Genomic DNA, 25754 nt, shown 5'->3' on the forward strand with positions numbered 1-25754 from the left:
AAAACCAGAAAAAATAGTAGAATATTAATTAATAAGAATTTTCTGATAACTAATTATTAGGAAATTACTCAAATCTAGTTTCGTACATATAATTGGGGAGGGTACAAAAATGAAGAAAAAGATGAAAAAGTTCACGGCGGTTGTAGCGCCAGTTTTAGCGATGAGTATGGCGTTGACAGCGTGTTCTGGATCTGGTGGGGAGAAGAAATCAAGTACGACGTCTAGTGGTGGTGGGGAAGAGAACAAATCCGAAATTAAATACGCAGCAAAACAAGTGTTAAATCGTACAGAACAACAGGAAATTCCGACGATGGATACGTCTAAATCTACTGATACGCTAGGGGCGCAAATTTTAGGAAACACGATGGAAGGATTATACCGTCTTGATAAAGATAATAAGCCAATTCCTGCTGCTGCAGAATCTAGTACGAAAAGCGAGGATGGCAAAAAATATACATTCAAATTACGTAAAGATGCAAAATGGTCGAACGGTGACCCTGTAACAGCGAAAGATTTCGTATACGGATGGCAACGCTTACTCGATAAAAATACTGCTGCAGAATATGCGTTTATTGCTTACTATATTAAAAATGCAGAAGCAATTAATAAAGGTGAAAAACCTCTTACAGATTTAGGAGCAAAAGCGGTAGATGATTATACGCTAGAAGTAGAATTAGAAAAGCCAGTACCATACTTCTTAAATTTACTAGCATTCCCGTCATACTATCCGTTAAATGAAAAATTCGTAAAAGAAAAAGGCGATAAGTACGGTTTAGAAGCAGATACAACGGTGTATAACGGGCCGTTCGTGATGTCTTCATGGAAACATGAACAAGGATGGCAGCTAAAGAAAAATGATAAGTATTGGGATAAGAAGACTGTGAAATTAGATGAAATTAACTATAGTGTAGTAAAAGAAGTTGCGACGAAAGTAAACTTATATGATACAGGATCAATTGATTTCACACTACTATCAGGAGAGTTTGTAGATAAATATAAATCGAACAAAGAAGAATATGGCGAGTATGCAGAATCAAGTACATTCTTCTTACGTTTAAATCAAAAGCGTAACGGACAAGATACGCCGTTAAAGAGCAAAAAACTTCGTGAAGCAATCGCATTATCAGTTGATAAAAAAGGTTTAGCAAATGTTATTTTAAATAATGGTTCAAAAGCAACAGATCAATTAGTACCAAAAGGACTTGCGACAGGACCAGACGGTAAAGATTTCCAAGATACATTTAAAAATGGTCTGAAATATGATCCGAAAAAAGGTGCAGCAGCGTGGGAAGCAGCGAAAAAAGAACTTGGAAAAGATCAAGTTACAATTGAATTACTAAGTTATGATGATGGAACTGCGAAAAAGATTGCTGATTATGTTAAAGATCAAATTGAGAAAAATTTAAAAGGTGTAACAATTAATACAAAAATTCAGCCGTTTAAGCAAAAATTAAAATTAGAGACTGCACAAGATTATGAAATTTCTTATGCAGGTTGGAGTCCAGACTATGCGGATCCAATGACATTTATTGATATGTTTGAATCTAAGAGCCCATATAACCAAATGAGTTATTCAAATGCCAAATATGATGATATGGTATCAAAAGCAGGTAATGAATTAATGGGTGATGCGAAGAAACGTTGGGAAACGTTAGGAAAAGCTGAAAAACTATTCCTTGAAGAAGATGCTGGGCTAGTTCCTTTATATCAAACAGGAAGAGCGTATGTAATGAAACCGAATGTTAAAGGAATTGTGAAACATAACATCAGTCCAGAATATAGCTTTAAGTGGGCGTATGTAACGGAAGGGAAATAAGAAAAAAGAGCGTTTGAAAAATATATTATTTATTTTTTAAACGCTCTTTTACTATTCAATTAAATTTAAATAAATAGAGAAGAATAAGAAAAGTGGTACTTACATATAGTAGATGGGGGAGAATTCGTATAGTAGTAATAGATTGTTATTGATTTAAATAAATTAATTATTACGAATATTCTTTAAAAATACTTTACAAATCGTGAAAAATTAGTAGAATGATAATTAGTAATAATTTTCTGATAATTTAAATTGGAAATCTCTCAAAGTTAGTTTCGTACATATAATTGGGGAGGGTACAAGAATGAAGAAAAAGATGAAAAAGCTCACGGCGGTTGTAGCGCCAGTTTTAGCGATGAGTATGGCGTTAACAGCTTGTTCTGGATCTTCTGGTGGGGAGAAGAAAACGACAACGACATCTAATAATGGTGGAGAAGAGAAGAAATCTGATATTAAATATGCGGCAAAGCAAGTGTTAAATCGTACTGAAACGAATGAAATTCCGACGATGGATACTTCAAAAAGTACAGATACACTTGGCGCACAAATTTTAGGGAATACGATGGAAGGTTTATATCGTCTTGATAAAGATAATAAGCCAATCCCAGCTGTAGCAGAATCTAGCACAAAAAGCGAGGATGGTAAAAAATATACATTTAAATTACGGAAAGATGCAAAATGGTCAAATGGTGATCCAGTAACAGCGAAAGATTTCGTATTTGCATGGCAACGTCTAGTAGATCCAAAAACAGCTGCTGAGTATGCATTTATTGCTTACTATATTAAAAATGCAGAAACAATTAATCAAGGAAAAGCAGAAGTTTCTACATTAGGTGTAAAAGCGGTAGATGATTATACGCTTGAAGTGGAATTAGAAAGACCAGTACCATATTTCTTGAACTTAATGGCATTTGCGTCATACTATCCATTAAATGAAAAGTTTGTAAAAGAAAAAGGGAATAAATTCGGTTTAGAGTCTGATACAACAGTATATAACGGACCGTTCGTTCTTACTGATTGGAAACATGAGCAAGGCTGGAAATTAAAGAAAAATGATCAGTATTGGGACAAAAAGACTGTAAAACTAGAAGAAATTAACTATAGTGTAGTAAAAGAACCAGCTACTAGAGTAAATTTGTATGATACAGGTGCAATTGATTTCGCACTTTTATCAGGAGAGTTTGTTGATAAGTATAGAAATAATAAAGAGGAGTTTGGCGCATATTCGGAAACAAGTACGTTTTACTTACGTTTAAATCAAAAGCGTGGTGGGCAAGATACACCGTTAAAGAGCAAAAAACTACGTGAAGCAATTGCATTATCCATTGATAAGAAAGCTTTAGCGAATGTCATTTTAAATGATGGTTCAAAACCAGTGGATTACTTAGTACCAAAAGGTTTAGCGAGTGGACCAGATGGTAAAGATTTCGCAGAAACGTTCAAGAATGGTTTAAAACAAGACACTAAAAAGGCAGCAGCAGCTTGGGAAGAAGCGAAAAAAGAACTTGGAAAAGATCAAGTAACAATTGAACTGTTAAATTATGATACTGGTAATGCGAAAAAAGTTGGGGAGTATGTAAAAGATCAAGTTGAAAAAAATCTAAAAGGCGTGACAGTAAATATTAAACTGCAACCATTTAAGCAAAAGCTAAAATTAGAATCAGACCAAGATTATGATTTTTCATATGGTGGCTGGAATCCAGATTACGCGGATCCAATGACGTATCTTGATATGTTTGAAACGACAAATTCTCAGAACCAGATGAGCTACTCAGATTCAAAATATGATGACATTATTACTAAAAGTAAGACAGAATGGATGGCTGATGCAAAAAAACGTTGGACAGAGTTAGGGAAGGCAGAGAAATTGTTACTTGAGGAAGATGTAGCGCTTGTACCTTTATATCAAAGTGCTAAATCATATGTTATGAAACCAAATATAAAGGGAATTGTGAAACATAATATTAGTCCGGAATATAGCTTCAAATGGGCATATATTGAAGAGAAATAATAAAGTGAAACTTTAATTAGGCTGCCCAGCAAATAGCAGGATAAAAGAAAAAGCATTTTCAAGTTGCGGTATTAGAGCGATTGAAAATGCTTTTTCTATGCACTTTTATTTCTTCCCCGAATATATAAAATAAAAAAGGGAGAATCCCATGGAACGAAATACTTACATCGATTTCCTAGCTTATTACGGAATAGGAAGTGCTCATCCTGGTGGTTTTACGTTAACAAAACAATTGTTGGAGCAACTACCTTTTAGATTTGGAGCGAATGTCCTTGAGATAGGGTGCGGTACGGGGAAAACAGCGGCATATATGACAAAAGAATGTGGTTATAAAGTAACGGCGGTTGAAAAGAATGAGATTATGATTCAAAAGGCGAAAGATAGATGGTCGTTTGAAGGAATAGATATTCAATTAATTGAAGGAAGTGTAGAGCAATTACCTTGTTTGCATGATTCATTTGAGTTCGTACTCGGAGAATCGATACTCGCTTTTACAGAGAAAGAAAGGGTTATCTCGGAGTGCTATCGTGTATTACAGAAGGAGGGCAAGCTTGTTGTCATTGAAATGATTATTGATAGGCACATTGAGAAGAGTGAGGAAGAAAAGATTGCCCAGTTATACGGGATGAAAGAACTATTAACTGAGAGTGAATGGGTACAATTATTTCAGAAAGCAAATTTTAAAAGAATTACAATTGCTGGCGGTGGTACAATTGCAGAAACAATCTCGGGCTATATAGAAGAGCCAGAATGGAATGTATCCTCGCATATTCCAAATGAATTATATGAGGCATGGGTACAGCATGAAAATGTACGACTTATGTACCAACATATTTTAGGACATCGTATTTTTATATGTGAAAAATAAAGAAAGAGAGTTGACTAAAGCTAGTCAACTCTTTACTATGTTAAATGAAAAATAGTGCAGCTAATGTAATTCCGAAGATGAAACCAAATCCGAGTTCAACGCCCCAGCCACCACAACTACCGCAACCACGACCGCCACATCCACAGCCGCTGAATCCACCACCACAACCAAATCCGCAACTATCACATCTGCTAAGGCCCCCACAAAGGTCACAGCCACCGTTTGCATATGCGTCATAGTATCCAAATCCTGTATCAAAAGATGAGCGCTGTTGCACTGGTTCAATCCATACAGAGCTGTTTGTCACATCAATTATTTTGCCTAAATGAATGCGACCATCACGATCTTCAATTCGAACGACTTTACCGAAATAACGTTGGCACGTATCGTAACATTTTTGTCTATGCATGTTTTTTCCTCCTTCCCCATTACAGTAATACGATATGTAAGGGGGACAAGTGCGGCTTGTACGAATGTCCTATCTATCATAATTGTTATAGGAAAGGGGAAATATAGGAGAAGGATATATAAGGAGGAAAAAGGCATGAAATCTACAGATCAGTTTCAGACATACGAAGTACCGTGGGAAGAATTTATTGAAGCATTGCGAGAAGAAATGAAGAAGCAAGTAGGGGCAGATATAATTGATACAGTAGTTTGCAATTTAGAAGATGGCTTTGAAGTGTATACATACGTGCAGGGGGATTTGGAGTTTGAATACAAGGAAGCACTTGAAAGAAAATACGGAAGCGATGCAAAAACGCCTAATGTGTTAACGATTATGTTATTAGCTAGTATTTATAGTACAAGTGAAGAGAATTTACGCTTGCATGCGGATAATAAAGAAAATCCGGTTGTTGAAGTGTATGTGAAGCAATGAAACACGCTGTGAAAGGCGTGTTTTTTATTTGTCCCGCTATTTGTGGGCAGCAAGACCCCCACCTCAAAATTCAGCGGAAGCAAAGAAGTTAGGTAGGGGATTAACTACCTGTAATAGCCTTCACTTTATGTGGTAAAATGTTAGAAAATTAAGAAAGAAGGTGGCGGTTTGAAAATTAAACATCTTAATTTAACAGTTTCAGATGTAGTAGCTACTAGAGAGTTTTTAGAAAAATATTTTGGTTTAACTTGTAGCGGAACAAGGGGAAATGGCTTTGCAGTTTTGCGTGATAATGATGGGTTTATATTAACATTAATGAAAGGGAAAGACGTACATTATCCACAAACATTTCATGTAGGGTTTCCTCAAGAAAGTGAAGAACAAGTAAATAAGATGAATCAAAGATTGAAGGAGGATGGCTTTTTGGTCGAACCTCCTAAGCATGCACATGCGTATACGTTTTATGTGGAAGCACCTGGTGGATTTACAATTGAAGTGATGTGTTAATTTAAAATCAAACTTTTTGATGCTTGTTTTCAATATAAAAAGTAGGAAAAGTCTGTTTAAGTGTAGAGCTTAAACAGGCTTTTTTTACTTATATTATCGGATAGAAAATGCTAGAAGGAATCATAACTTTATTATATAACTGTTTACATAATAAAGTTATGGTGCGCTTGTTGTCCTGAAATACAAGTCATATATCTTGTATCCTCTCATAAATTTAAACATAGGAATTTGTCTACAAAGGTGGCGAAGCCTCATCATGAAAATTCGAATTTGTGCCACATTCATGTTGTTTCTATTTATATGGTTACATCCTTTTTGGACTTTTGCAAAAGGAGAGGAGGCAAAGGAAAGGGTCGTTTCACTTGTATATGATGATTCGGGCAGCATGAGAAATAACGATCGCTGGAAATATGCCAATTATGCTTTGCAAAGTTTAGTTGCGCTATTAGATGAAAAAGATAAATTCTCTTATGTTCCAATGAGCAAGCCGAATGATCCATTAAACATTTCGTTAACGAAGGATAAGAGACAAACAGAAATTGAGGGAATTGGAGCATGGAAAACGTATTTAAATACTCCGTTTAGCGCAGTAGAGACGGCGATGCAATCTATAAAAAAGGAAGCAGATATAGATGGAAAACGTGAATTTTGGCTTATTGTCTTAACTGACGGGGCATTTAATGATTTAGAGAAAGATAAGATTGGCGGAAAAGAACAAATTACAAAGAAGCTAGCACAGTTTAAGAAAGAAATGGATGCAAAAAAGATATCTTTACATCCAATTTTAATTACGATGGAAGAGGATTTAGGGCAGCAAGAAAAGGCACAACTAAATACGTTTAAAGAAATATGGAAGAAAGAGATAAATGGCGTTACGATGCCATCTAGTGGAGAGGATGGTATTGTAAAAAGCGTCAATCAAGTGGCAGCATTAGTTGCAAATCGTGATCCGTTCTCCTCGGTTGAATCGATTGTAAAAACGAAAGTAGTAGGAAAGAAAGTAGAGATTACAACACCATTCCCGTTAAAGCGTATGACGCTTGTACGGCAATCGCCTTCTTTGTCTAATTATCAGGTCACACAAATTTCTAAACCGTTACAATTACAATCTTCTTATTCCATACATGCACCAGGAGAAGCGAAATTATTCGGAAATATAGTTCATATAAGTACGGAAAATCAGGAAGTTATTAAACCAGGAACGTATACGATAGAAGTGGATCGAGATATTGAGAAAGAAGGATTACAAGTACTAGTTGAACCGGCGCTTAACTATACTGTTTCTACTTATGACAAAGACGATAGTAGTCAAAAAAATGTGGAGAAAATGTACGAAGGTGTTACTGCTGTTATTGAAGCGAAGCCTACGGAATTACCAATTCAGTCTTCATATTTTCAGTCAGAAGTAGAAATAGACGGAAAACAGTATCCGATGAAGTGGAACGATAAAAAACATGTATTTTACTACGAAACGAAGATCGATAAAGGGTTAGTGCGCGGGAAAGTTCATATGAACATAAAGGGGTTTTACAGACAGACGAAGGAATTTAAAATCGAAGTAACTGAAAAACCAAAATTATCATTGCAAACTATTACGAAAGATTATGAGGAAAAAGTAACGAATTTAGAGAATAGTAAACCGTTTATTATACAACCACAGTTAGATGGTAAGCCGATGACAGAAGAAGCTGTAAAGAAACTATTAAAATCTACTGGTGTCACATCTAAACAATCAATCAACTATGAAATAAAACAACAGGATAATCAAATTTATATTTATCCTCGCCCCCATTACTCCGACACATTCAATTTTACAGATACCGGCACCGTAGAAGCTACCATCGTAGTGCAAGATTCAAAATTACAAGAAGTAAAGAAAAATATATCACTTCATATTCAAAACGCACCGTTCTATGAAAAATATGCGCTTATTTTTAAGTTTGTTATTCCTATCACTTTATTATTGTTAGTAGTAGGAATAATCGTTTTAGGATGGATTGTTCGTCCAAGATTTCACCGAAAAGCACTATTGTATTACGAATGGGATCAAGAGGTAGCGAAAGATTGGTTATATCAATCTGAGCCAGAATTACTTAAAAATAAATGGTGGAAACATTATTTTGGCATTCCGTTTAGGGCAGAAAGAAAGACTGTGCAATCCGTTACGTTTATAGCAAAGAAAGGATCGAAATCAATATTTGTAGCGAAAGAGTCACAAGTAGTAGGAATGATTATTGATGGGATGTTTATAACAGAAGATGAGGTTGGAATGGAACATAAGACGTTATATCCAAATGAACTTTTAGTAATTGATAGAGGGTATGGTAAAGAAATTTACAAATATGAGTGTGAATAGTAGATAGGGAAAAGGAGGGAGTCTTATCTTTCTCCCCTCTTTTCAAACAAGCAAGAATAGGAAGGTGGTTCACATGACGTTACAAGTTCCAACGATATTAATTGGTTTAGGTGGAATCGGTAGTACTGTGACACATCAAATATATGAAAGGCTACCTGAGGAGCGCCGAAAAAAGGTAGCAATGCACGTATTTGATACAGATGTGAATACATTGAGTAAATTTGATCATATTCGAAAGTTTAAGACGCAAACGAGTTCTAGTAAAACGCCAAGAGAGTATATTGCAGGAGATCCAACGATTCCAGAGTGGTTTCCGATGGACCCGACTATACTTGATAAACCACTGACAGAAGGGGCAGGACAGTTACGCGTCATTTCCCGTTTAGCGTTACTTGCTGCGATGAAAGAAGATAAATTGACATCCTTTTGGCAAGAAATCGAGAAGATTTTTCCGGTTACAAGCGATCAAACGGAATATGGAGTGCGTGTCATTATCGTAACATCACTAGCGGGCGGAACAGGTTCAGGGATGTTTCTACAAATTGCATTATATTTACGTGAAATGCTTCGGAAAAAACTGCAGCATCACAACATTTTAATACGTGGTGCGTTTTTAATGCCGGATGTTTTAGTTAAGACGAGAACGGTTAGTGCGAAAGAGTTTGAAACGGTGCAAGCAAACGGCTATGCCTCGTTAAAAGAATTACATGCCATTACACTCGGTTCCACTGGAGAATTATCAAAACGTGGCGGTGTGACGATTGAATTAGAATATCGACCTGATCAAGTAGATGAAGACGGAAGAACGAATCATACGATTAAACAACATCATTTACCATACAATTATTGTTTCCTATACGATTACGAAAATCTACATGGACACCATCTGCACAATTTATCAGATTATATGGAGCAAATGGCAAATACGATTTATTTACAGTTATTTAGTCCGATGTCTGCAAATCATTTTGCACAGGAAGATAATCAAATTCAGCAATTAGCAGAATCAAGTGGGAAAGGACGATATTGCGGGGCAGGAACGGCAAAGATTATTTATCCGTATGAGCACGTGTTAAAATATTGTGCTTTAAAATGGGCTGTGCAAGGTTTAGATGAGTCTTGGCTGCATTTAGATCAACTGTTTCAAGAAAAGAAGCAAAGATATGACCAAGACGTCAAACGCGGGATGCAACGTGAAAAGCCAGAGCGTGGGAAAAGTTATTTAGAAGACTTAGAACATCTTGCTACCCGTCCAGAACAGGCTCATATTTTTTATAGACAAATGTACAATGAAACGCGTGAAGGAGCAGAGGGCGGTAAGGTCGGTGTTGCGAAATCTAAACTGTTTTTAGAGGCTGTAGAAAGTTATGTACAGCGTACGGTGCAAAAAGATGAGGAATTAAACCGACTGCAGCACGAGTGTAAAATTTCGGCTGCTAAACTGAAAATGATGGAGCAAATGAAAGGTGAAGTAGCAAGGGTGGATCATGCGGTTCGTTTATATGCGTATGCGATTCCGAGCCGCGTACATGAGCATGTAACGACACTATTGTATGACATGATTGAATCAGACCGTTTTGCACCAAGTGGTTCTGAAGGGCAGTCCTATCAATTAAATACATGGTTTTTAAAGAAAACGGATCCTGTTCATCCAGTATCAGCTCGTTTTATGTTGTATGAAATTCGAAAGCAGTTAGTCGAGAAAATGAATCGACTACATGAAAATAATGAACAAAAGCGCAATTTAATTCAAAACTACGATAAGAAATTTAATGTGAGTAATATTGATGGAACGGTAACAGCTGTTCGCCGGGTAGAAATCGCGCAGCAACAAGGCTGGTTTGGAAAAATGATTAATAATCAGCAGCGTTTATTTAAAAAAGAATTTGAAGATATTGTAACGCAGTACGTACACAAATTAAACGAGTATCGTAAAGAAATGCTATTAGAACTCGTTTATCAATCGCTATATCAAGCGGTTAATAAAATGATTCAATATTGGGAAAGGTTTTTTGATAATTTATACGAAACACGTGAAAATTTATTGTTCGAAATTCAAAAACGAAGCAAGGAATTTGAAGGGAAAACAAACCCAACGAATGTATACGTATTAGCTGAAGAGAAATTGCAAGAAAAGATATGGCAAGATATGCAGCAACATTTAAATTTGGGAGTGTTACCGAAAGATATATCTGCGGAAATTTATATGAGTTTATACGGGGAATATTGCCGGGATGCAAAAACAGAAGAGATTCAATCGAAAAAAGTAGAAGATTTTTATCGTGAGCACATACTAAGTTATTGCTACGATGAATTACAAATACGCTATCGTGATAAATTAGAGCTGAATATCGTTGAGGCGTTACGAAAAGAGGCGGATTATAAGAAGCGTGATCGTGATGAATACGTCCGTGAAAAAATTGAAGACTTATTCCATTTAGCAAGTCCATTCGTTCCGAAAGTTTCCCATCATAGGGAATTACAATATTGGGGTATACATCCATCTTTAAAGAAAGAATTGCAAGAGGAATTAATTCAAGAAATGTTTAAAGAAAAAGATACAGTACATGAAGCTTTTTCGCCATTTGAAGTCATTTGTTATCGTGCGCATTACGGTTTATCACTACAAGACTTTCCTAAGCTGTCGTCAGGACATATTGCAAATGGATTTATGAATGATAAAGGTGATTATTTTCAGTCTTACTATCGCCGTGTGAACAAGTTGAATAGTAAAAAATCTAGTTTAACGCCGCATTTAGATAAATATTGGCACTTGCCAGCTTTCATGCCAGACTTAAATGCAACGCAAACGAAGTTGGATTACGATAAATGTAATCGCGCTCTTCTATACGCGTATATGTATCGTTGGATTAGTTTAGTTGCTGTTGATGGCCAGTTCGTGTATCAATATAACGGTGTTGGACGTAGCTTCTTAATTCAGTCGATGGGAAAAAATATTTCAAGTGAAAGTTATAAATTACACAGAGCATTGCTTCATAATCCGTTTATTTATGAAAACATCTTGTCCAGATTTGAAGAAGAACAAGAAAAAGCTATGATACAGGGCGGACATTTATATACACATCCGTTCGTATTAGGTGCTCAAGATATTAGATGGCTTCGTAAAGAGCATGTCCATAATATTTTAGATATGATTTTAATGTATGACCGTGAAGCGAAATATGATCCAACGTTAGAAGAAACTTCTGATGAATTATTAAGATTATTCCTTGACGAAATTGAGTTATATTTCCAAAACTATTACGGTACAGGTGCCGATATGGTTGCAAAGAAAGAGAAAGAAATGTTTATTAAACAATTGTGGGATCGTTCGTACGCGAAAGGTTATGTAGATCCAAATAGTGCTCCTTATAAAAAGTGGCAAAATTTATTAAGCGTTCATGATGAAGAAGAAACGCCAAAAACGAATGTATAATGAATGAAAAGGGAATCCTTAAAAGTGGCAATACAACTTTAGAAAAGAGGGATTCCGATGCCGTTTTTAGGAAGTGTATATCAAATATTTGGATTGTATCCAGAAATTTATTATGGAATGATTTCAGCCGAACTTGCGGAGCAGCAAAGATTGGAACAGGCGGAAAACGAAGAACCAGAAACAGAAGCGTAACTGCATAGGAAGCTTCAAAATAAAAATGATAACACGCTACTTACTCTTTACACGTATAAGAGCAAGTAGCGTGTTTTTTTTATTTAATAATCCCGTTCTCTAAAATTTTAATAGTAGGTGCTACTTTCACATTAGACTTTGAAAAGGCACTCGGCCAATCGTCTTCAACCGTTTTCCATTCTTTATATTGAAATGCTCTCGCATAATCACCAAACCCGAATGGATCAAGTTGCTGTTTTTGAATTTTGTGGATTAAATTGTTTAAATCTTTGTTTAGTTGTTTTGTAATAAGTGAAGTTATTTTCTTTCTACCTTTGTCTATATCCATGTTGAATGTAAGTTCAGATACGGAAACTTTAAAATTCATTGCAATATTAAATTTGAAGTGGTTATCGTTATAGCCTGTGTGAATGTCACGATTCATGCTAAGAACATTTATTGTTACGAAGTCGTCGCCGTCTGTATCTTTTAGATGACTATTACTTTCAACTGAATGAGAAGGGATTTTCAGTGTAAGTGAAACGGGTATATTCGCTTTCTTTTGTAATAGAAGAAGAAGGGCACTTTCATATCGATTTAAAGACATTTTATAGATTCCGCGAGAAGTTAATAATGCAGAGCCGGTAACGAGAATATCTTTTTTACCTTTTTTTATTTCTGAGATAGCAGGTGTTATACCTTTATTAAAAGTTTGCCTATGGAATTCATGGAATGTCGTAAACGCGGTTCGATTGTATAGTTTGTTCGTATTAATTAAATCTGTTAAATATTCAGGAAGTGCAGGCTTATCTTTAAAATTATTATATATAATTGAAGAGATTGGACCGTCTACTGCAACCATGCGCATATTTCCAGTATTTTTAGGGTCGCGATACCAAACATCAAGGTAAGGCATAGCTCCTTCTTGTTTTAAAAATTTCGTACTAAATAAAATGAGTTGTAACTTTTCTGTAGATACTAAACCGCTACTTGAACTATTAAATGTTGCTTTTGCTTCTCGAGGGGTATGTACTGTCGCTTCATGAGTTTCGTATTTTTTCTCCACATCTTCATTAAAAATAGGGTTTACGTGGTATACAATTAATTTTCCTTTTGCTTTTGTATCAAACCCGTAAATTAATGAAATGGATTGTTTTTCTAAGTCGAGCCGATCTCCTCCACATCCTGTTAAAAAGGTTATGAGAAAGCAAAATATAGTGAAAATAAAGCGTCTCATTTAAATTTTTCTCCTTTTCCAATGCTGATAAAGTGTCATGTATAAGAGAAATACGACTGGGAATAGAAAAACGATAAAATAACTTGCAGTTCCCCAAAATTCCCGCAATGCACTTATTTGATACGAGGATGGGATATAAAAACATAAAACGAAAACACACCCGAATAATAAAAACCAAATAGGTAATGAACTCCCTTTTTTGTTAAGTAACTGATTGATTCCATCTGAGGCAGTAAAAATATAAGGAATGCAAGAATCAAAAATAATGAAGAGATAAAATGACAAAAAGATAATTTCAAACCGTTCCAGAAATGAAAAGTGAAATGGTGTAACAAGAGAAAGAGTGGGCCATAAAAACTTAGTTATACCATCTGGGCTAAAATAAACGAAAGAAACGAACGTAACTTGCAGGTAAACGAATAAAGTAATCATATTTGCAATAACGATTCCTTTTTTTGCAGATGATTTATTACTGAGATAAGGATAAAGGACAAATGCAAACTCAAATCCGAGAAAGGCAATAATAGTTGATTTTACGGTGTTGAAAACTGGTAGCCATCCCTCTTTAAGGAGAGGAAGCAGATAAACCCAATGCCCGTCTTTAAGTGGGATAAATAAGAGCAATGGCATCCAGAGTGTAAATAAGACAGTAAAAACAGCATAGCGGCTAATAATAAGAACACCTTTACATGCGAGCATAACCATTGGGATAGATAATAACATCATGATTAAAAACATTGGAGATCTAGGTAAAATCCAAATGTGAATAACGTATAAGAGGGAAAAAATTAAGGATACAGCTGCAAGAACAGCATATAAAATCCAAAAAATCATTCCTACTCTTCCTAGCCACTTCCCAAGATAACGAGTTAGCACATCAAGTAAAGTATATCCGGGATGTTTTTCCATAATTTTTACAATACATAGACTGACTAAAGTAGTGATAGCGCATCCTATTATAATAGACATCCAGCCATCTGTATTCGCCCCTTGCGCAACTTCACGTGGCAGTGTAAGTACACCGAACCCTACTTGAACACCACTAATCGTTAAAATGTATTGAAATAAACTAATCTCCCTCTTTGCACGCTTTGTCACTTATCTTCCTCCGTTTCTTCTATATCGCGTTGTCGATTCTCTTGTTTTAAGTTGAGGGATAGTGGTCGTTTCTTCATTAGTTTCCATGGTAAACGTACAAGAATGTCTTTTAAATCTGAAGCAAATGACGGAGAAAAAGGACTACCATAAGGAACACCAAGTGATTCCATAGAAAGAATATGGATGATGATAACTGCCATCCCGACCATAATTCCAATGACCCCAAACAAAGAAGCGGTTATCATCATTGGAAAGCGAAGAAGTCGAATTCCTGCTGACATTTCCATGTTAGGGATGATAAAAGAAGCGACTGCAGTAATAGATACGACGATAACCATAACATTACTTACTATTCCTGCTTGGACAGCAGCTTGTCCAATGACAATCCCTCCTACGACTCCAATCGTTTGTCCAACGGGACCAGGAAGCCGAACCGCAGCTTCGCGGAGCATTTCAAGTACTAGTTCCATCAAAAGTGCTTCTAATATGGGGGGGAAAGGAATTTTAGCTCGAGATTCTCCAATTGTTAACAATAATTTAAGTGGAATCACTTCATAATGAAAGGAAATCATAGCAATATAAAGAGCTGGAGCAAATATTGCAATAAATAGTCCGGTAAAACGAAGTAGTCGTATGAAAGATGGAATCATTGGCCGGAAGCTGTAATCATCTATCGTCTGAAAAAAAGATGAAAAGGTCATAGGTCCAATTAATACGCCGGGTGAGCGGTCTACAACAACAGCAATTCGTCCATCCAAAATGTGATGGGCCGTTGTATCAGGGCGTTCGGTTATTGATAATTGCGGAAAGAGAGTATAGGAATTATCTTCAACAAACCCTTCTAATTCTCCGGTAGTAATAATGGCATCCACTTTGATTGATTCGATACGGCATGCCATTTCTTGTACAACGTCTTCGTTTGCAACATCTGCTAAGTACAGCAAAAAAACCTTTGAAGTAGCTCGTTCACCAACAGTGAATTCCTTCACTTTCAATTCGCGATTTGGAATATATCGACGAATAAGTGCAAGACTGTCGCTCGCTACTTCATTAAATCCTTCGTGGGAGCTTTTTATAGCAGTTTCTGTTGTAGGTTCTTCAATACTTCTTTTTGGCGCCGATTGCGTATCTAGTTCTAATGCTGTAAGTTGTCCATTTATAAATAAAATGCTTTTCCCATGTAAAAGGGAATGTTCAATGTCGGACCACTGCTGAACTTTCTTTATATTCCCGACTGTAACTGAGGATTCCCAACAATCAACTTCATTCCACTCTTTAAATAGGAGAGGGCGAAGAATATCAATGTTAATAACGGTTTTGTCTACAAGTCCTTCCATATATATAATTGCAGCTTCTTTTCCGTTTTTTAACGGAAAAGTACGTGTAATTAATTCTGGAATACCGCTAAAAAGTTTGGACAAGTGCTTTAGATTAAGGGAAAGAGAGGAAGAGATAGATTTATTTAAAAGGTGATCAGCTTGTTCTTGTGCAGAGAAAGATTTTTCACCACGTATCCATTTATTAAAAGACCCCATTTGTTTGCTTACTCCTTGTTATGTTTTATATGGGTTATTATGGATAGTTCCGTGCTGACATATGCGTAGTTTAAATTTTATATTGTATATTTCCATCTTTAACGCTATAATTATAGTGTTAAAGATGGAATCGTGATATGACCTGTTATGAATCTATCGTTTTATTTATGAATAAATGGATTGGTATTTTAGCAAGATGTGCTAATAAACTACTCCACCATGATAATAACGTGCCGAAATGTGGTGCGTATATTTTCGTGGTGGAGTTTTTTTTATTCTCAAAAAGGGGGAAAGACCATGAATAACAACATGGTTCATATTACAATTGACGGAAAAAAGTATACAGCGGAGCCTGGTTCAACGATATTGGGTGTTATTAATGAGAACGGGATTGAACATCCGCAAATTTGTTACGTGCCAGAAGTAGATCCTATTCAAACATGTGACACTTGTATTGTAGAGGTTGACGGAAAGTTAGTGCGCTCTTGTTCGGCAGTAGTGACAGAAGGTATGAACATTGAACGTAATTCTGCTCATGCCAAAGAAGCACAAACAGAGGCAATGGATCGGTTACTAGAAAATCATTTATTATACTGTACAGTATGTGACAACAATAATGGGAACTGTAAACTGCATAATACAGCAGAATTAATGGAGATTGAACATCAAAAATATCCTTATGAACCAAAAGTAGATGCAAGTGAAGTTGATATGACGCATCCATTTTATCGCTACGATCCTAATCAATGTATTGCATGCGGTCAATGTGTTGAGGTGTGTCAAAACTTACAAGTAAATGAAACGTTATCAATAGACTGGGAAGCGGAACGTCCACGAGTTATTTGGGATGAAGGAGTAAATATTAATGATTCTTCATGCGTGAGCTGTGGTCAATGTGTAACCATTTGTCCTTGTAACGCTTTAATGGAGAAAACGATGCTCGGTGAAGCTGGATTTATGACGGGATTAAAACCAGATATTCTTGAACCGATGGTAGATTTAATTAAAGAAGTTGAGCCTGGATATAGCGGCATTTTTGCGGTATCAGAAGTGGAAGCGGCCATGCGTGATACTCGTACGAAGAAAACGAAAACAGTTTGTACATTTTGTGGTGTAGGTTGTTCATTTGAAGTGTGGACGAAAGGGCGTAAAATCCTTAAAGTACAACCTTCTTCTGATGCGCCAGTTAACGCAATTTCTACTTGTGTAAAAGGGAAATTCGGTTGGGATTTCGTAAATTCTAAAGAAAGAATTACAAAACCTTTAATTCGTAAAAATGGAACGTTTGTTGAATCTACATGGGAAGAAGCATTAAATGTAGTTGCAAGTAAATTAGGATCGATTAAAGAAGAGTACGGTAAAGATGCTGTCGGCTTTATTTCTTCATCTAAAATTACGAATGAAGACAATTATGTAATTCAGAAATTAGCTCGACAAGTATTTGAAACGAATAATATTGATAACTGCTCACGTTATTGTCAATCGCCAGCGACAGACGGATTATTCCGTACAATTGGTATGGGCGGAGATGCTGGAACGATTAAAGATATCGCAAAATCTGGTCTTGTTATTATTGTAGGTTGTAACCCGACAGAAGGTCATCCTGTTTTAGCTACGCGTATTAAACGTGCGCATAAATTACACGGACAAAAATTAATTGTGGCTGATCTTCGTAAAACAGAAATGGCAGAGCGTTCAGACGTCTTTATTAGTCCAAAACAAGGAACAGATCAAGTATGGTTAATGGCTGTTACGAAATATATGATTGACCAAGGCTGGCATGATCAACGATTTATTGATGAGAATGTAAACTTCTTTGAAGATTTTAAAGAGAGTCTTACAGAATATACACTTGAATATGCAGAAGAAATGACTGGTATTTCAAAAGAAGCACTTATTCAAATGGCTGAAATGATTCGTGATGCAGATGGTACATGTATCCTTTGGGGTATGGGAGTAACGCAAAATACAGGTGGATCGGATACTTCCGCGGCGATTTCAAACTTACTGCTTGCAACAGGTAATTATCGTCGTCCAGGTGCTGGGGCATATCCACTTCGAGGTCATAATAACGTACAAGGTGCTTGTGATATGGGTACTTTACCAGGATGGCTTCCTGGATATCAGCACGTTACGAACGATATGGAACGTGCGAAATTTGAAATGGCTTACGGAGTGAAAATTAATAGTGAACCAGGTCTTAATAATATTGAAATGCTTCACGCAATTGATGAAGGGAAAATGAAAGCTATGTATCTTGTCGGAGAGGATATGGCTCTTGTAGACTCTAATGCGAACCACGTACATGAAGTGTTATCAAGCCTTGATTTCTTCGTTGTACAAGACGTTTTCTTATCTAAAACTGCTCAATATGCAGATGTTGTATTACCGGCAGCACCCTCTCTTGAGAAAGAAGGTACTTTCACAAATACAGAGCGTCGTGTACAAAGATTGTATCAAGTTCTTCCTACGCTTGGAGATGCGAAGCCAGATTGGTGGATTGTGCAGGAGATTGCGAATAAATTAGGTGCAAACTGGAATTATAGCCATCCAAGTGAAATTTTTGCTGAGATGGCAAGTTTATCACCACTATTCTCACAAGCAAACTATGAAGTACTTGAGGGGTGGAATAGTTTCCATTGGGGAAGTTTTGATGGAACGAATACACCACTTCTGTTCCAAGATGGATTTAACTTCCCAGATAAAAGAGCTCGTTTTGCGATTGCTGATTGGGTACGTCCAGCTGAATTCCCAGCAGAGTTCGATCTTCACATTAATAACGGTCGTATGCTTGAACATTTCCATGAAGGAAATATGACAAATAAATCAACAGGTATTCAAACGAAAGTACCTGGCGTTTTCGTTGAAATTTCTCCAGCACTTGCAAAAGAACGTGGAGTGAAAACAGGTTCGTTAGTTCGTCTTATCTCTCCTTTTGGAGCGTTAAAATTACGTGCACTTGTAACAGATCGTGTAAAAGCGAATGAGTTATATTTACCGATGAACTCTACAGATAATGAAACAGCAATTAATTTCTTAACAGGTCCTGCTGTGGACGTACGTACGAACACACCTGCTTATAAACAGACGAAAGTGCGTATGGAAGTGCTAGAAGTTGATGGCGCAAATCCGATGCCAAAAGCGAACCCACGTAATAAAAAACGTCACCCTCAAGCTGGCATTGAGGTACATCGTAAGTGGGCACGTCCAGGGTATGTGCATTTAACGGATAAGTAGGAGGAGAAAAATATGGCTGCACCTATAAAAATGATTCAAAAACAAGAATTAACTGAGGAAGAAATAAAACAGCAAAAATTAGATGATTTAAAAGAGCTCCTAGCTAATAATGAAGAGGCTTTAAATCAAATGTTTAATATTGTTGGTGAATTAAATGACATCGGAATGCTAGAAGCTGCAAATTCTATGTTAAAGGCGAAAGAACCAATCGCAAAGATAGTTCTTGGTCAAGTAACTCGTGAACCTGTTACAAATTTAATTAATAATATGATGGGTGCTGCAGGTGCTTTAACAGAACTTGATCCGGAACTTACGAAAAAGCTTATAGGTAGTTTATTAGTAGGACTAGAAGAAGGTAATGAACATCTAGAGAGTAATAAAAAAGTAGGGGTATTCGATCTTATGAAAGTATTGAAAGACCCAGACATTAACCGTGCTATCGGGTTTGGGCTTCATTTCTTAAAAGGTATGGGTAAAGGGTTAAAAGACGAATAATCTTCATGAAGTGAATCTTTTCGCCCAAATGTTTGTACGAAATATTTTGGGCGGAAGGATCATTTTGGTAAAATATATAATAAAGTAAAATGAGGATTTTTTGGAGGTATAATTGTATGTCAAAAAAAGTACATGAATTTAATGATATGATACGAAAACTTCGAAAGGAACTTTTCGGAAAAGGACCGGAACGAATTCATACTGTTTTTGCTGAAAATATGGCGATTGCGACCCTTTACGGAAACTTAACACCTACTGAAAAATTCATTTCAAGTACGATGGACGGTGCGGAAATGGTTCATATGGCTAGAACGAAAATGATTCAAGAAGTGTATGCTGCGAATTCCCGTGAACATTTGGAGGAACTTGTTGGAGCGAAGTTAGTGAATTTATTTTCAGATATGAAAGTAGAAGAGGATATTGCAGTTTCGGTATTTGTTTTTGATAAAAATATAACGTGAGAGAAGGATACTGATCGTGAAACCGATACAGGTAGAAAGAGAAATCTTTCGTTATGAACAAGGGGCGTTTAAGCATATAGAGGACAGTATTGTAACAGAGTTTCCTGTCACGATTAAAATGAACGGACAGGAGTTTGTTACAATGGTTAGTACTCCAGAATATATAGAAGATATGGTAATAGGCTTTTTAGCATCTGAAGGAATCATCCGGAAGTATGAAGATATTGATGACATATGGGTACAAGAGAAAGAAGGATTTGTACATGTCACAACGAAAAAAGTGAATCCGTATTACGAACAAATGCAAAATAAACGTTATATTACTTCATGCTGTGGTATGAGTAGACAAGGGTTTGTTTTTGCAAATGATGCATTAAGCGCGAAAAAAATGAATGGCATACATGTACAGGTTGCTGCAGAAGACTGTTTTCGATTAATGAAAGAAATGCAGCAATCTGCAGAGACATTTCGTCATACAGGCGGCGTTCATAATGCATCTTTGTGTGATGTGAATGCTATTATTTTAAGCCGAATGGATATCGGCAGACATAATGCGTTAGATAAAATTTACGGTTATTGCTTAAAAAATAATATTTCTATAAGTGATAAAATCATTGTTTTTAGTGGTCGTATTTCTTCGGAAATATTATTGAAAGTTGCAAAGATTGGTTGTGAAATTATACTTTCAAAATCAGCTCCAACTGAGTTGGCTTTGCAGCTGGCTGAAGAATTAGGTATTACAACAATAGGGTTTATTCGAAATCAATCCTTAAATGTATATACGCATCCGGAGCGTGTTTTAAATATAAAATAAGTAAAAGCGAGGCAATAAATATGAAATCTGTCACATTAGACAAACTACAACGTCCTTTAAAGGATTTACGTATTTCTGTTACTGATCGCTGTAATTTCCGCTGTCGTTATTGTATGCCGGAAGAAATATTTGGTCCTGATTATTCGTTTTTGTCTAATGATAAAATTTTATCTTTTGATGAGATTGAAAGGATAACACGTATTTTTGTTTCTTTAGGTGTAAGAAAGTTACGAATTACGGGCGGAGAACCGTTACTTCGAAGAGGACTTCCGCAGCTTATTGAGCGCCTTAATAAAATAGGGGGTGTGGAGGATATAGGTTTAACAACCAATGGATCACTACTGAAAAAGTTTGCTCCTGATTTATATAAGGCGGGTTTATCACGTGTGACAGTTAGTTTAGATTCCTTAGAAGAAGATCGGTTTTTCTATTTGAATGGCAATAGAAGCAAAGTGCAAAGGGTCCTGGAAGGCATACAGGCTGCAGCTGAAGTTGGTATGAAAATTAAAATTAACATGGTCGTTCAAAAAGGGAAAAATGAACAAGATATTTTGCAGATGGCGCAATACTTTAAGGAAAATAAGCATATTCTTCGTTTTATTGAGTATATGGACGTTGGGAATTATAACGGTTGGGAATTAAGAGAGGTCGTCTCGAAACAAGAGATAGTAGATGCCATTCATCAAGTTATGCCATTAGAACGGATAGAAGCAAATTATGCAGGTGAAGTTGCGACTCGCTATCGTTATATTGGAAATGAAGAAGAGATAGGTATTATTTCATCAGTAACAGATTCCTTCTGTTCCTCATGTACGAGAGCACGTATTTCTGCAGAGGGAAAATTATATACTTGTTTGTTCGCTTCTAAAGGAAATGACTTGAGGGAACTACTTCGATCTGGATACACTGACGAGGAAATAACAGATATCGTACGTGATATATGGAACAACCGAGAAGATCGTTATTCAGATGAACGCTTAAGTCATACAAGTAAAAAAAGATCGCCTAAAATTGAAATGTCACATATTGGTGGTTGATATATAAGAGTGACGCTTTGAGGAAGTATATACAAAATGGAAAGTATGCAACGTTTGTAGATTTTCTATTCTATAGTAAAAGTGATGATTGATATCTCTGTAAAAGATGTGCAGAGAAATTAAGCAGCATTCAAAAACCTTTATTTTGAGGAGGTTTTTTGAAGCTGCTTTTTTATTTGGAGAAAATGGAGGAATTGGTAATGGCATTTCATAAACCGGAACAAATTGCTGAGCTTGTAATTGAGGCCGGTGTTCAAAAAGTAAGTCAGACGTTGCCAGCAATGCTTATTCTCGGTTTTTTAGGAGGAGCGTTTATTTCGTTAGGTTTTTTGCTTAACATTCGTGTTTTAGGTAATTTACCTGAGCGCTGGGGTAGTTTAGTCAATGTTTTAGGAGGAGCGGTTTTCCCTGTTGGATTAATGCTCGTCGTATTAGCAGGAGGAGAATTAATTACCGGAAATATGATGTCACTATCTATGGCGCTATATGCAAAGAAAATTACATTGGTTAGTGTGCTAAATAACTGGGTTTGGATTACTTTCATGAATTTTGTAGGAGCTATTTTCGTAGCGTATTGTTTCGGTCATCTTGGCGGATTAACAGAGGGAGATTATTTAAATAAAACGGTAGCGATAGCAGAAGGAAAGTTACATGAATCATTTGGGAGAACTTTAATTTTAGCAATTGGGTGTAATTGGCTCGTTTGTTTGGCGCTTTGGCTCGCTTATGGGACGAGTGATTTTGTCGGAAAAATAATCGGAATTTGGATTCCAATTATGGCATTTGTAGTGATTGGATTTCAGCAAGTGGTAGCAAATATGTTTGTTATTTCAGCAGTTATTTTTGCAGGTCATCTGACGTGGATGGATCTTGCTAGAAATTTTGTTCCTGTTTTTATCGGAAATGTAATTGGGGGAGCTGGATTTGTTGGATTTGCTTATTTTGCTTGTTATCAAAAACAACATTCTAATATGAAATAGAGTTCGTGAGAGGAAGGATATGTAATGGCTGAGCGGTATTCACGACAACAGTTGTTCAAACCAATTGGGAGTAGAGGGCAAGAAAAAATTCGGAATAAACATGTGTTAATTGTAGGAGCAGGCGCATTAGGAAGTGCAAGTGCCGAAAGTTTCGTACGTGCAGGTATTGGCAAGTTGACGATTATTGATCGTGACTACGTTGAATGGAGTAATTTACAAAGGCAACAATTGTACTCTGAACAAGATGTGAGAGAGAAAATACCGAAAGCAATCGCTGCTAAAAATCGGCTAGAACAAATTAATTCGGAAGTACAAATACATGCTTTCGTAATGGATGCAGTTGCAGAAAATATGGAAGACCTATTAAAAAATGTAGATGTAATAATTGATGCAACAGATAATTTTGATATTCGATTTGTAATAAATGATTTATCACAAAAACATAATATTCCTTGGGTATATGGTTCTTGCGTTGGATCGTACGGTATGAGTTATACGGTTATTCCGCAAGAGACACCATGTTTACATTGTGTGCTGAAGAACGTTCCTGTTACAGGTGTGACATGTGATACAGCTGGAATTATTAGCCCGACTGTTCAAGTTGTCGCAGCATATCAAGTGGCGGAAGCATTCAAAATTTTAGTAGGAGATTTCTCAGCAATTAGAAAAACATTTTTCATGTTTGATATATGGAGTAATCAAAACCATTTTATAAAACTAGGGAAAAGCAAAACAGACGATTGCCCTTCGTGCGGTTCGAATCGAACTTATCCTTATTTATCATACGAAAACCAAACGAAGGTAGCTGCTTTATGCGGAAGAAATACAGTGCAAATTAGGCCAGTAGAAAATAGAAAGTACGATTTTGACGATATAGAAAAAGTATTAAACAAACTAGGGAAAGTAGAGCGGAATCTGTATTTACTATCTTGCCAACTAGATGATTACCGCATCGTTATTTTTCGGGATGGTCGTGTTTTCATTCATGGTACAAATGATATTTCGAAAGCGAAACAATTATATTATCGCGTATTCGGTTAATAGAAAGGGTTGTCAATAATGGAAAGAAGAGTGCCAATTACGGTTGAAGAAGCTGTTCGTAAAGTAATGGGATTTACTAATGAGGGATTAAAGGAACTACTACCTATTGAATTAGCTTACGGACGTATATTAGCGGAGGATTTAGTAGCTGACCATGATGTACCTTCATTCAATCGTTCACCGTATGATGGGTTTGCTATTAGAGCAGAAGATACGAATTTAGCGGGTTATGAAACGCCAATTGTATTTAAAGTAGTTGGTGAAATTGGCGCAGGATCGCTATTCGATGAGAAAGTAGGTCCGTTTCAAGCGGTTCGAATTATGACGGGAGCACAAATTCCGAATGGGTGTGATGCGGTTGTTATGTTAGAGCTGACTCGTCAATATGAGGAAGCTGGCAACAATTATATGGAAGTGAAGCGATCATTCAAAATGGGCGACAATATTTCTTTTCAAGGTGAAGATGCTCGTAAAGGAACGGTTCTTGCAAAAAAAGGATCATACATTCATCCAGGGATTTCAGCTCTTCTTGCTACGTTCGGATATAGTGAGGTACCAGTGGCGAGAAAGCCTGTAATTGGATTGTTAGCGACTGGTAGTGAATTACTGGATGTAAATGATTCATTACAGCCAGGGAAAATCCGAAATAGTAATACGTATATGATATTGTCTCAAATTCGAAGAGCGGGCGGAAGAGTAAAATGTTTTGGGAAGTTTAGCGATGATTTTCATACATGTTTCACAGCTGTAAAAGAAGCGTTAAGCCAAGTGGATATGCTCATTACAACAGGCGGTGTATCAGTAGGGGATTACGATTATTTACCAGCTATTTACGAAAAGTTAGGTGCATCGGTTCTTTTCAATAAAGTTGCAATGCGGCCAGGAAGTGTTACGACTGTAGCGCAATTAAATGGCAAGTTATTATTTGGTTTATCAGGAAATCCATCTGCTTGTTACGTAGGATTTGAATTATTTGTAAGGCCGTGTATTCGGACGTATATGTTTAGTGAAAAAGCACATGTAAAAAGAGAAAAAGCGTTATTAGGAGAAGATTTTTTAAAACCAAATCCATTTACAAGATTTGTGCGAGCAAAACTGACATATAACGAAGGGCAATTAATTGCTTATCCGTCAGGGTTTGATAAATCTAGCTCGGTTTCTTCTCTAGCAGAGACAAATATATTTATTGTACTTCCAGGTGGTACGAGAGGTTATAAAAAAGATATGTTCGTAGATGTTCTCTTGCTGGAAGATAACGAAGGTAGTGAATGGCCTTGGGCATTTTATAAAGTGAGAGGTGTTTCTAATGGGACAAGCGCTATTTGAGATTGTAGATATACCGATTGTAGTTGAAGAAGTAACGAATAAAGTCGCAAGAAGAGAAGCAGGTGCAATTACAACTTTTATTGGTACGGTGAGAGAGTTAACAAAAGGAAAACGAACATTACATTTAGAGTATGAAGCATATAAACCGATGGCAGTAAAACAACTTACGAAAATTGGTGAAGAAATTAATGGAAAATGGCCGGACGCAAAAGTAGCAATTACGCACCGAGTAGGGCGGTTAGAAATCATGGACATTGCGGTCGTTATTGCAGTTTCATCACCGCATCGTAAAGTAGCGTATGAAGCGAATGAATACGCGATTGAACGTATAAAACGAATCGTCCCAATTTGGAAAAAAGAATTTTGGGAAGATGGAACGATGTGGATTGGAGATCAAATTGAAAATACGGCATATCCGGATGGAAAACCGAAGAAGGAAGAATGAGAA

General features: G+C 36.4%; 21 protein-coding genes. 17 read left to right on the top strand and 4 right to left on the bottom strand.

The features are described 5' to 3' along the window. Window positions 1-109 precede the first annotated feature (109 nt). The 3 genes from ABH961_RS14795 (at window position 110) to ABH961_RS14805 (ending at window position 4695) form a co-directional block, all read left to right on the top strand. Window positions 110-1816, top strand: a complete 1707-nt coding sequence (locus tag ABH961_RS14795; RefSeq protein ID WP_098079620.1) for a peptide ABC transporter substrate-binding protein — start codon at window positions 110-112, stop codon at window positions 1814-1816. Window positions 1817-2120: 304 nt separating this feature from the next. Continuing rightward, window positions 2121-3827 carry a peptide ABC transporter substrate-binding protein gene (locus tag ABH961_RS14800; protein ID WP_048544017.1) on the top strand — a complete coding sequence of 569 codons (1707 nt, stop codon included), beginning with the start codon at window positions 2121-2123 and terminating at the stop codon, window positions 3825-3827. A gap of 148 nt (window positions 3828-3975) precedes the next feature. Beyond that, window positions 3976-4695: a class I SAM-dependent methyltransferase gene (locus ABH961_RS14805; protein ID WP_098077941.1), complete on the top strand. Its 720-nt coding sequence runs from the start codon at window positions 3976-3978 to the stop codon at window positions 4693-4695. Window positions 4696-4735: 40 nt separating this feature from the next. Here ABH961_RS14805 and ABH961_RS14810 read toward each other — a convergent pair whose 3' ends face one another. Then, window positions 4736-5104, bottom strand: a complete 369-nt coding sequence (locus ABH961_RS14810; RefSeq protein WP_098706651.1) for a hypothetical protein — start codon at window positions 5102-5104, stop codon at window positions 4736-4738. A gap of 135 nt (window positions 5105-5239) precedes the next feature. Between ABH961_RS14810 and ABH961_RS14815 the strand changes: the two genes are divergently transcribed. The 5 genes from ABH961_RS14815 to ABH961_RS14835 all read left to right on the top strand — a co-directional run bounded on the left by ABH961_RS14815 (window position 5240) and on the right by ABH961_RS14835 (window position 12066). Next, window positions 5240-5575, top strand: a complete 336-nt coding sequence (locus ABH961_RS14815) for a hypothetical protein (protein ID WP_088064493.1) — start codon at window positions 5240-5242, stop codon at window positions 5573-5575. Window positions 5576-5743: 168 nt separating this feature from the next. Further along, window positions 5744-6082: a VOC family protein gene (locus ABH961_RS14820; protein WP_098077944.1), complete on the top strand. Its 339-nt coding sequence runs from the start codon at window positions 5744-5746 to the stop codon at window positions 6080-6082. A gap of 256 nt (window positions 6083-6338) precedes the next feature. Continuing rightward, window positions 6339-8438, top strand: a complete 2100-nt coding sequence (locus ABH961_RS14825) for a vWA domain-containing protein (RefSeq protein ID WP_098078833.1) — start codon at window positions 6339-6341, stop codon at window positions 8436-8438. Window positions 8439-8511: 73 nt separating this feature from the next. After that, entirely contained in the window at window positions 8512-11874 is a 3363-nt protein-coding gene (locus ABH961_RS14830) for a tubulin-like doman-containing protein (protein ID WP_098068974.1), read from the top strand. Window positions 11875-11931: 57 nt separating this feature from the next. Continuing rightward, window positions 11932-12066 (top strand): hypothetical protein, encoded by a 135-nt coding sequence (locus ABH961_RS14835; protein ID WP_001116178.1) that lies wholly within the window; start codon window positions 11932-11934, stop codon window positions 12064-12066. A 79-nt stretch (window positions 12067-12145) separates the two neighbouring features. Here the strand turns inward: ABH961_RS14835 and ABH961_RS14840 are convergent, their stop codons facing one another. From ABH961_RS14840 to ABH961_RS14850, 3 genes are read right to left on the bottom strand one after another with little or no spacing between them, the layout of a single operon-like run. Beyond that, entirely contained in the window at window positions 12146-13282 is a 1137-nt protein-coding gene (locus ABH961_RS14840; RefSeq protein WP_098077949.1) for a Ger(x)C family spore germination protein, read from the bottom strand. Beyond that, a complete protein-coding gene (locus tag ABH961_RS14845) occupies window positions 13283-14380 on the bottom strand; it encodes an endospore germination permease (protein WP_048544002.1) in 1098 nt (365 codons plus the stop codon). It lies immediately after the preceding gene. After that, window positions 14377-15915, bottom strand: a complete 1539-nt coding sequence (locus tag ABH961_RS14850) for a spore germination protein (protein ID WP_048544000.1) — start codon at window positions 15913-15915, stop codon at window positions 14377-14379. The genes ABH961_RS14845 and ABH961_RS14850 overlap by 4 nt, the downstream gene beginning before the upstream one ends. Before the next feature lie 297 nt (window positions 15916-16212). Between ABH961_RS14850 and fdhF the strand changes: the two genes are divergently transcribed. The 9 genes from fdhF to moaE all read left to right on the top strand — a co-directional run bounded on the left by fdhF (window position 16213) and on the right by moaE (window position 25751). Beyond that, complete coding sequence (gene fdhF, locus ABH961_RS14855) at window positions 16213-19152, top strand: formate dehydrogenase subunit alpha (protein WP_098077952.1); 2940 nt, start codon at window positions 16213-16215, stop codon at window positions 19150-19152. Between the two features lie 12 nt (window positions 19153-19164). Beyond that, the gene (locus ABH961_RS14860; RefSeq protein ID WP_000729894.1) at window positions 19165-19647 is read left to right on the top strand and encodes a helical membrane plugin domain-containing protein; all 483 of its coding nucleotides are present in this window, start codon (window positions 19165-19167) and stop codon (window positions 19645-19647) included. Window positions 19648-19763: 116 nt separating this feature from the next. Further along, window positions 19764-20108 carry a Na-translocating system protein MpsC family protein gene (locus ABH961_RS14865; protein ID WP_000039582.1) on the top strand — a complete coding sequence of 115 codons (345 nt, stop codon included), beginning with the start codon at window positions 19764-19766 and terminating at the stop codon, window positions 20106-20108. Between the two features lie 16 nt (window positions 20109-20124). Further along, window positions 20125-20922 carry a formate dehydrogenase accessory sulfurtransferase FdhD gene (fdhD, locus tag ABH961_RS14870; RefSeq protein ID WP_098068969.1) on the top strand — a complete coding sequence of 266 codons (798 nt, stop codon included), beginning with the start codon at window positions 20125-20127 and terminating at the stop codon, window positions 20920-20922. 20 nt (window positions 20923-20942) lie between these two features. Further along, on the top strand, window positions 20943-21959 hold the full coding sequence (gene moaA / locus ABH961_RS14875) for a GTP 3',8-cyclase MoaA (RefSeq protein ID WP_098077955.1): 1017 nt from the start codon (window positions 20943-20945) through the stop codon (window positions 21957-21959). Between the two features lie 200 nt (window positions 21960-22159). Beyond that, on the top strand, window positions 22160-22939 hold the full coding sequence (locus ABH961_RS14880) for a formate channel (protein ID WP_033656377.1): 780 nt from the start codon (window positions 22160-22162) through the stop codon (window positions 22937-22939). A gap of 24 nt (window positions 22940-22963) precedes the next feature. Then, window positions 22964-23980, top strand: coding sequence for a molybdopterin-synthase adenylyltransferase MoeB (locus ABH961_RS14885; protein ID WP_404519573.1), 1017 nt, complete (start codon window positions 22964-22966; stop codon window positions 23978-23980). A gap of 18 nt (window positions 23981-23998) precedes the next feature. Next, window positions 23999-25306 (top strand): molybdopterin molybdotransferase MoeA, encoded by a 1308-nt coding sequence (gene moeA / locus ABH961_RS14890; RefSeq protein WP_098642781.1) that lies wholly within the window; start codon window positions 23999-24001, stop codon window positions 25304-25306. Beyond that, window positions 25287-25751, top strand: coding sequence for a molybdopterin synthase catalytic subunit MoaE (gene moaE / locus ABH961_RS14895; RefSeq protein ID WP_000529379.1), 465 nt, complete (start codon window positions 25287-25289; stop codon window positions 25749-25751). Before moeA ends, moaE begins: the two co-directional genes overlap by 20 nt. Window positions 25752-25754: the final 3 nt, after the last annotated feature.

Source organism: Bacillus sp. RC251 (genome assembly GCF_044908765.1).
GTDB classification, from domain to species: domain Bacteria; phylum Bacillota; class Bacilli; order Bacillales; family Bacillaceae_G; genus Bacillus_A; species Bacillus_A wiedmannii.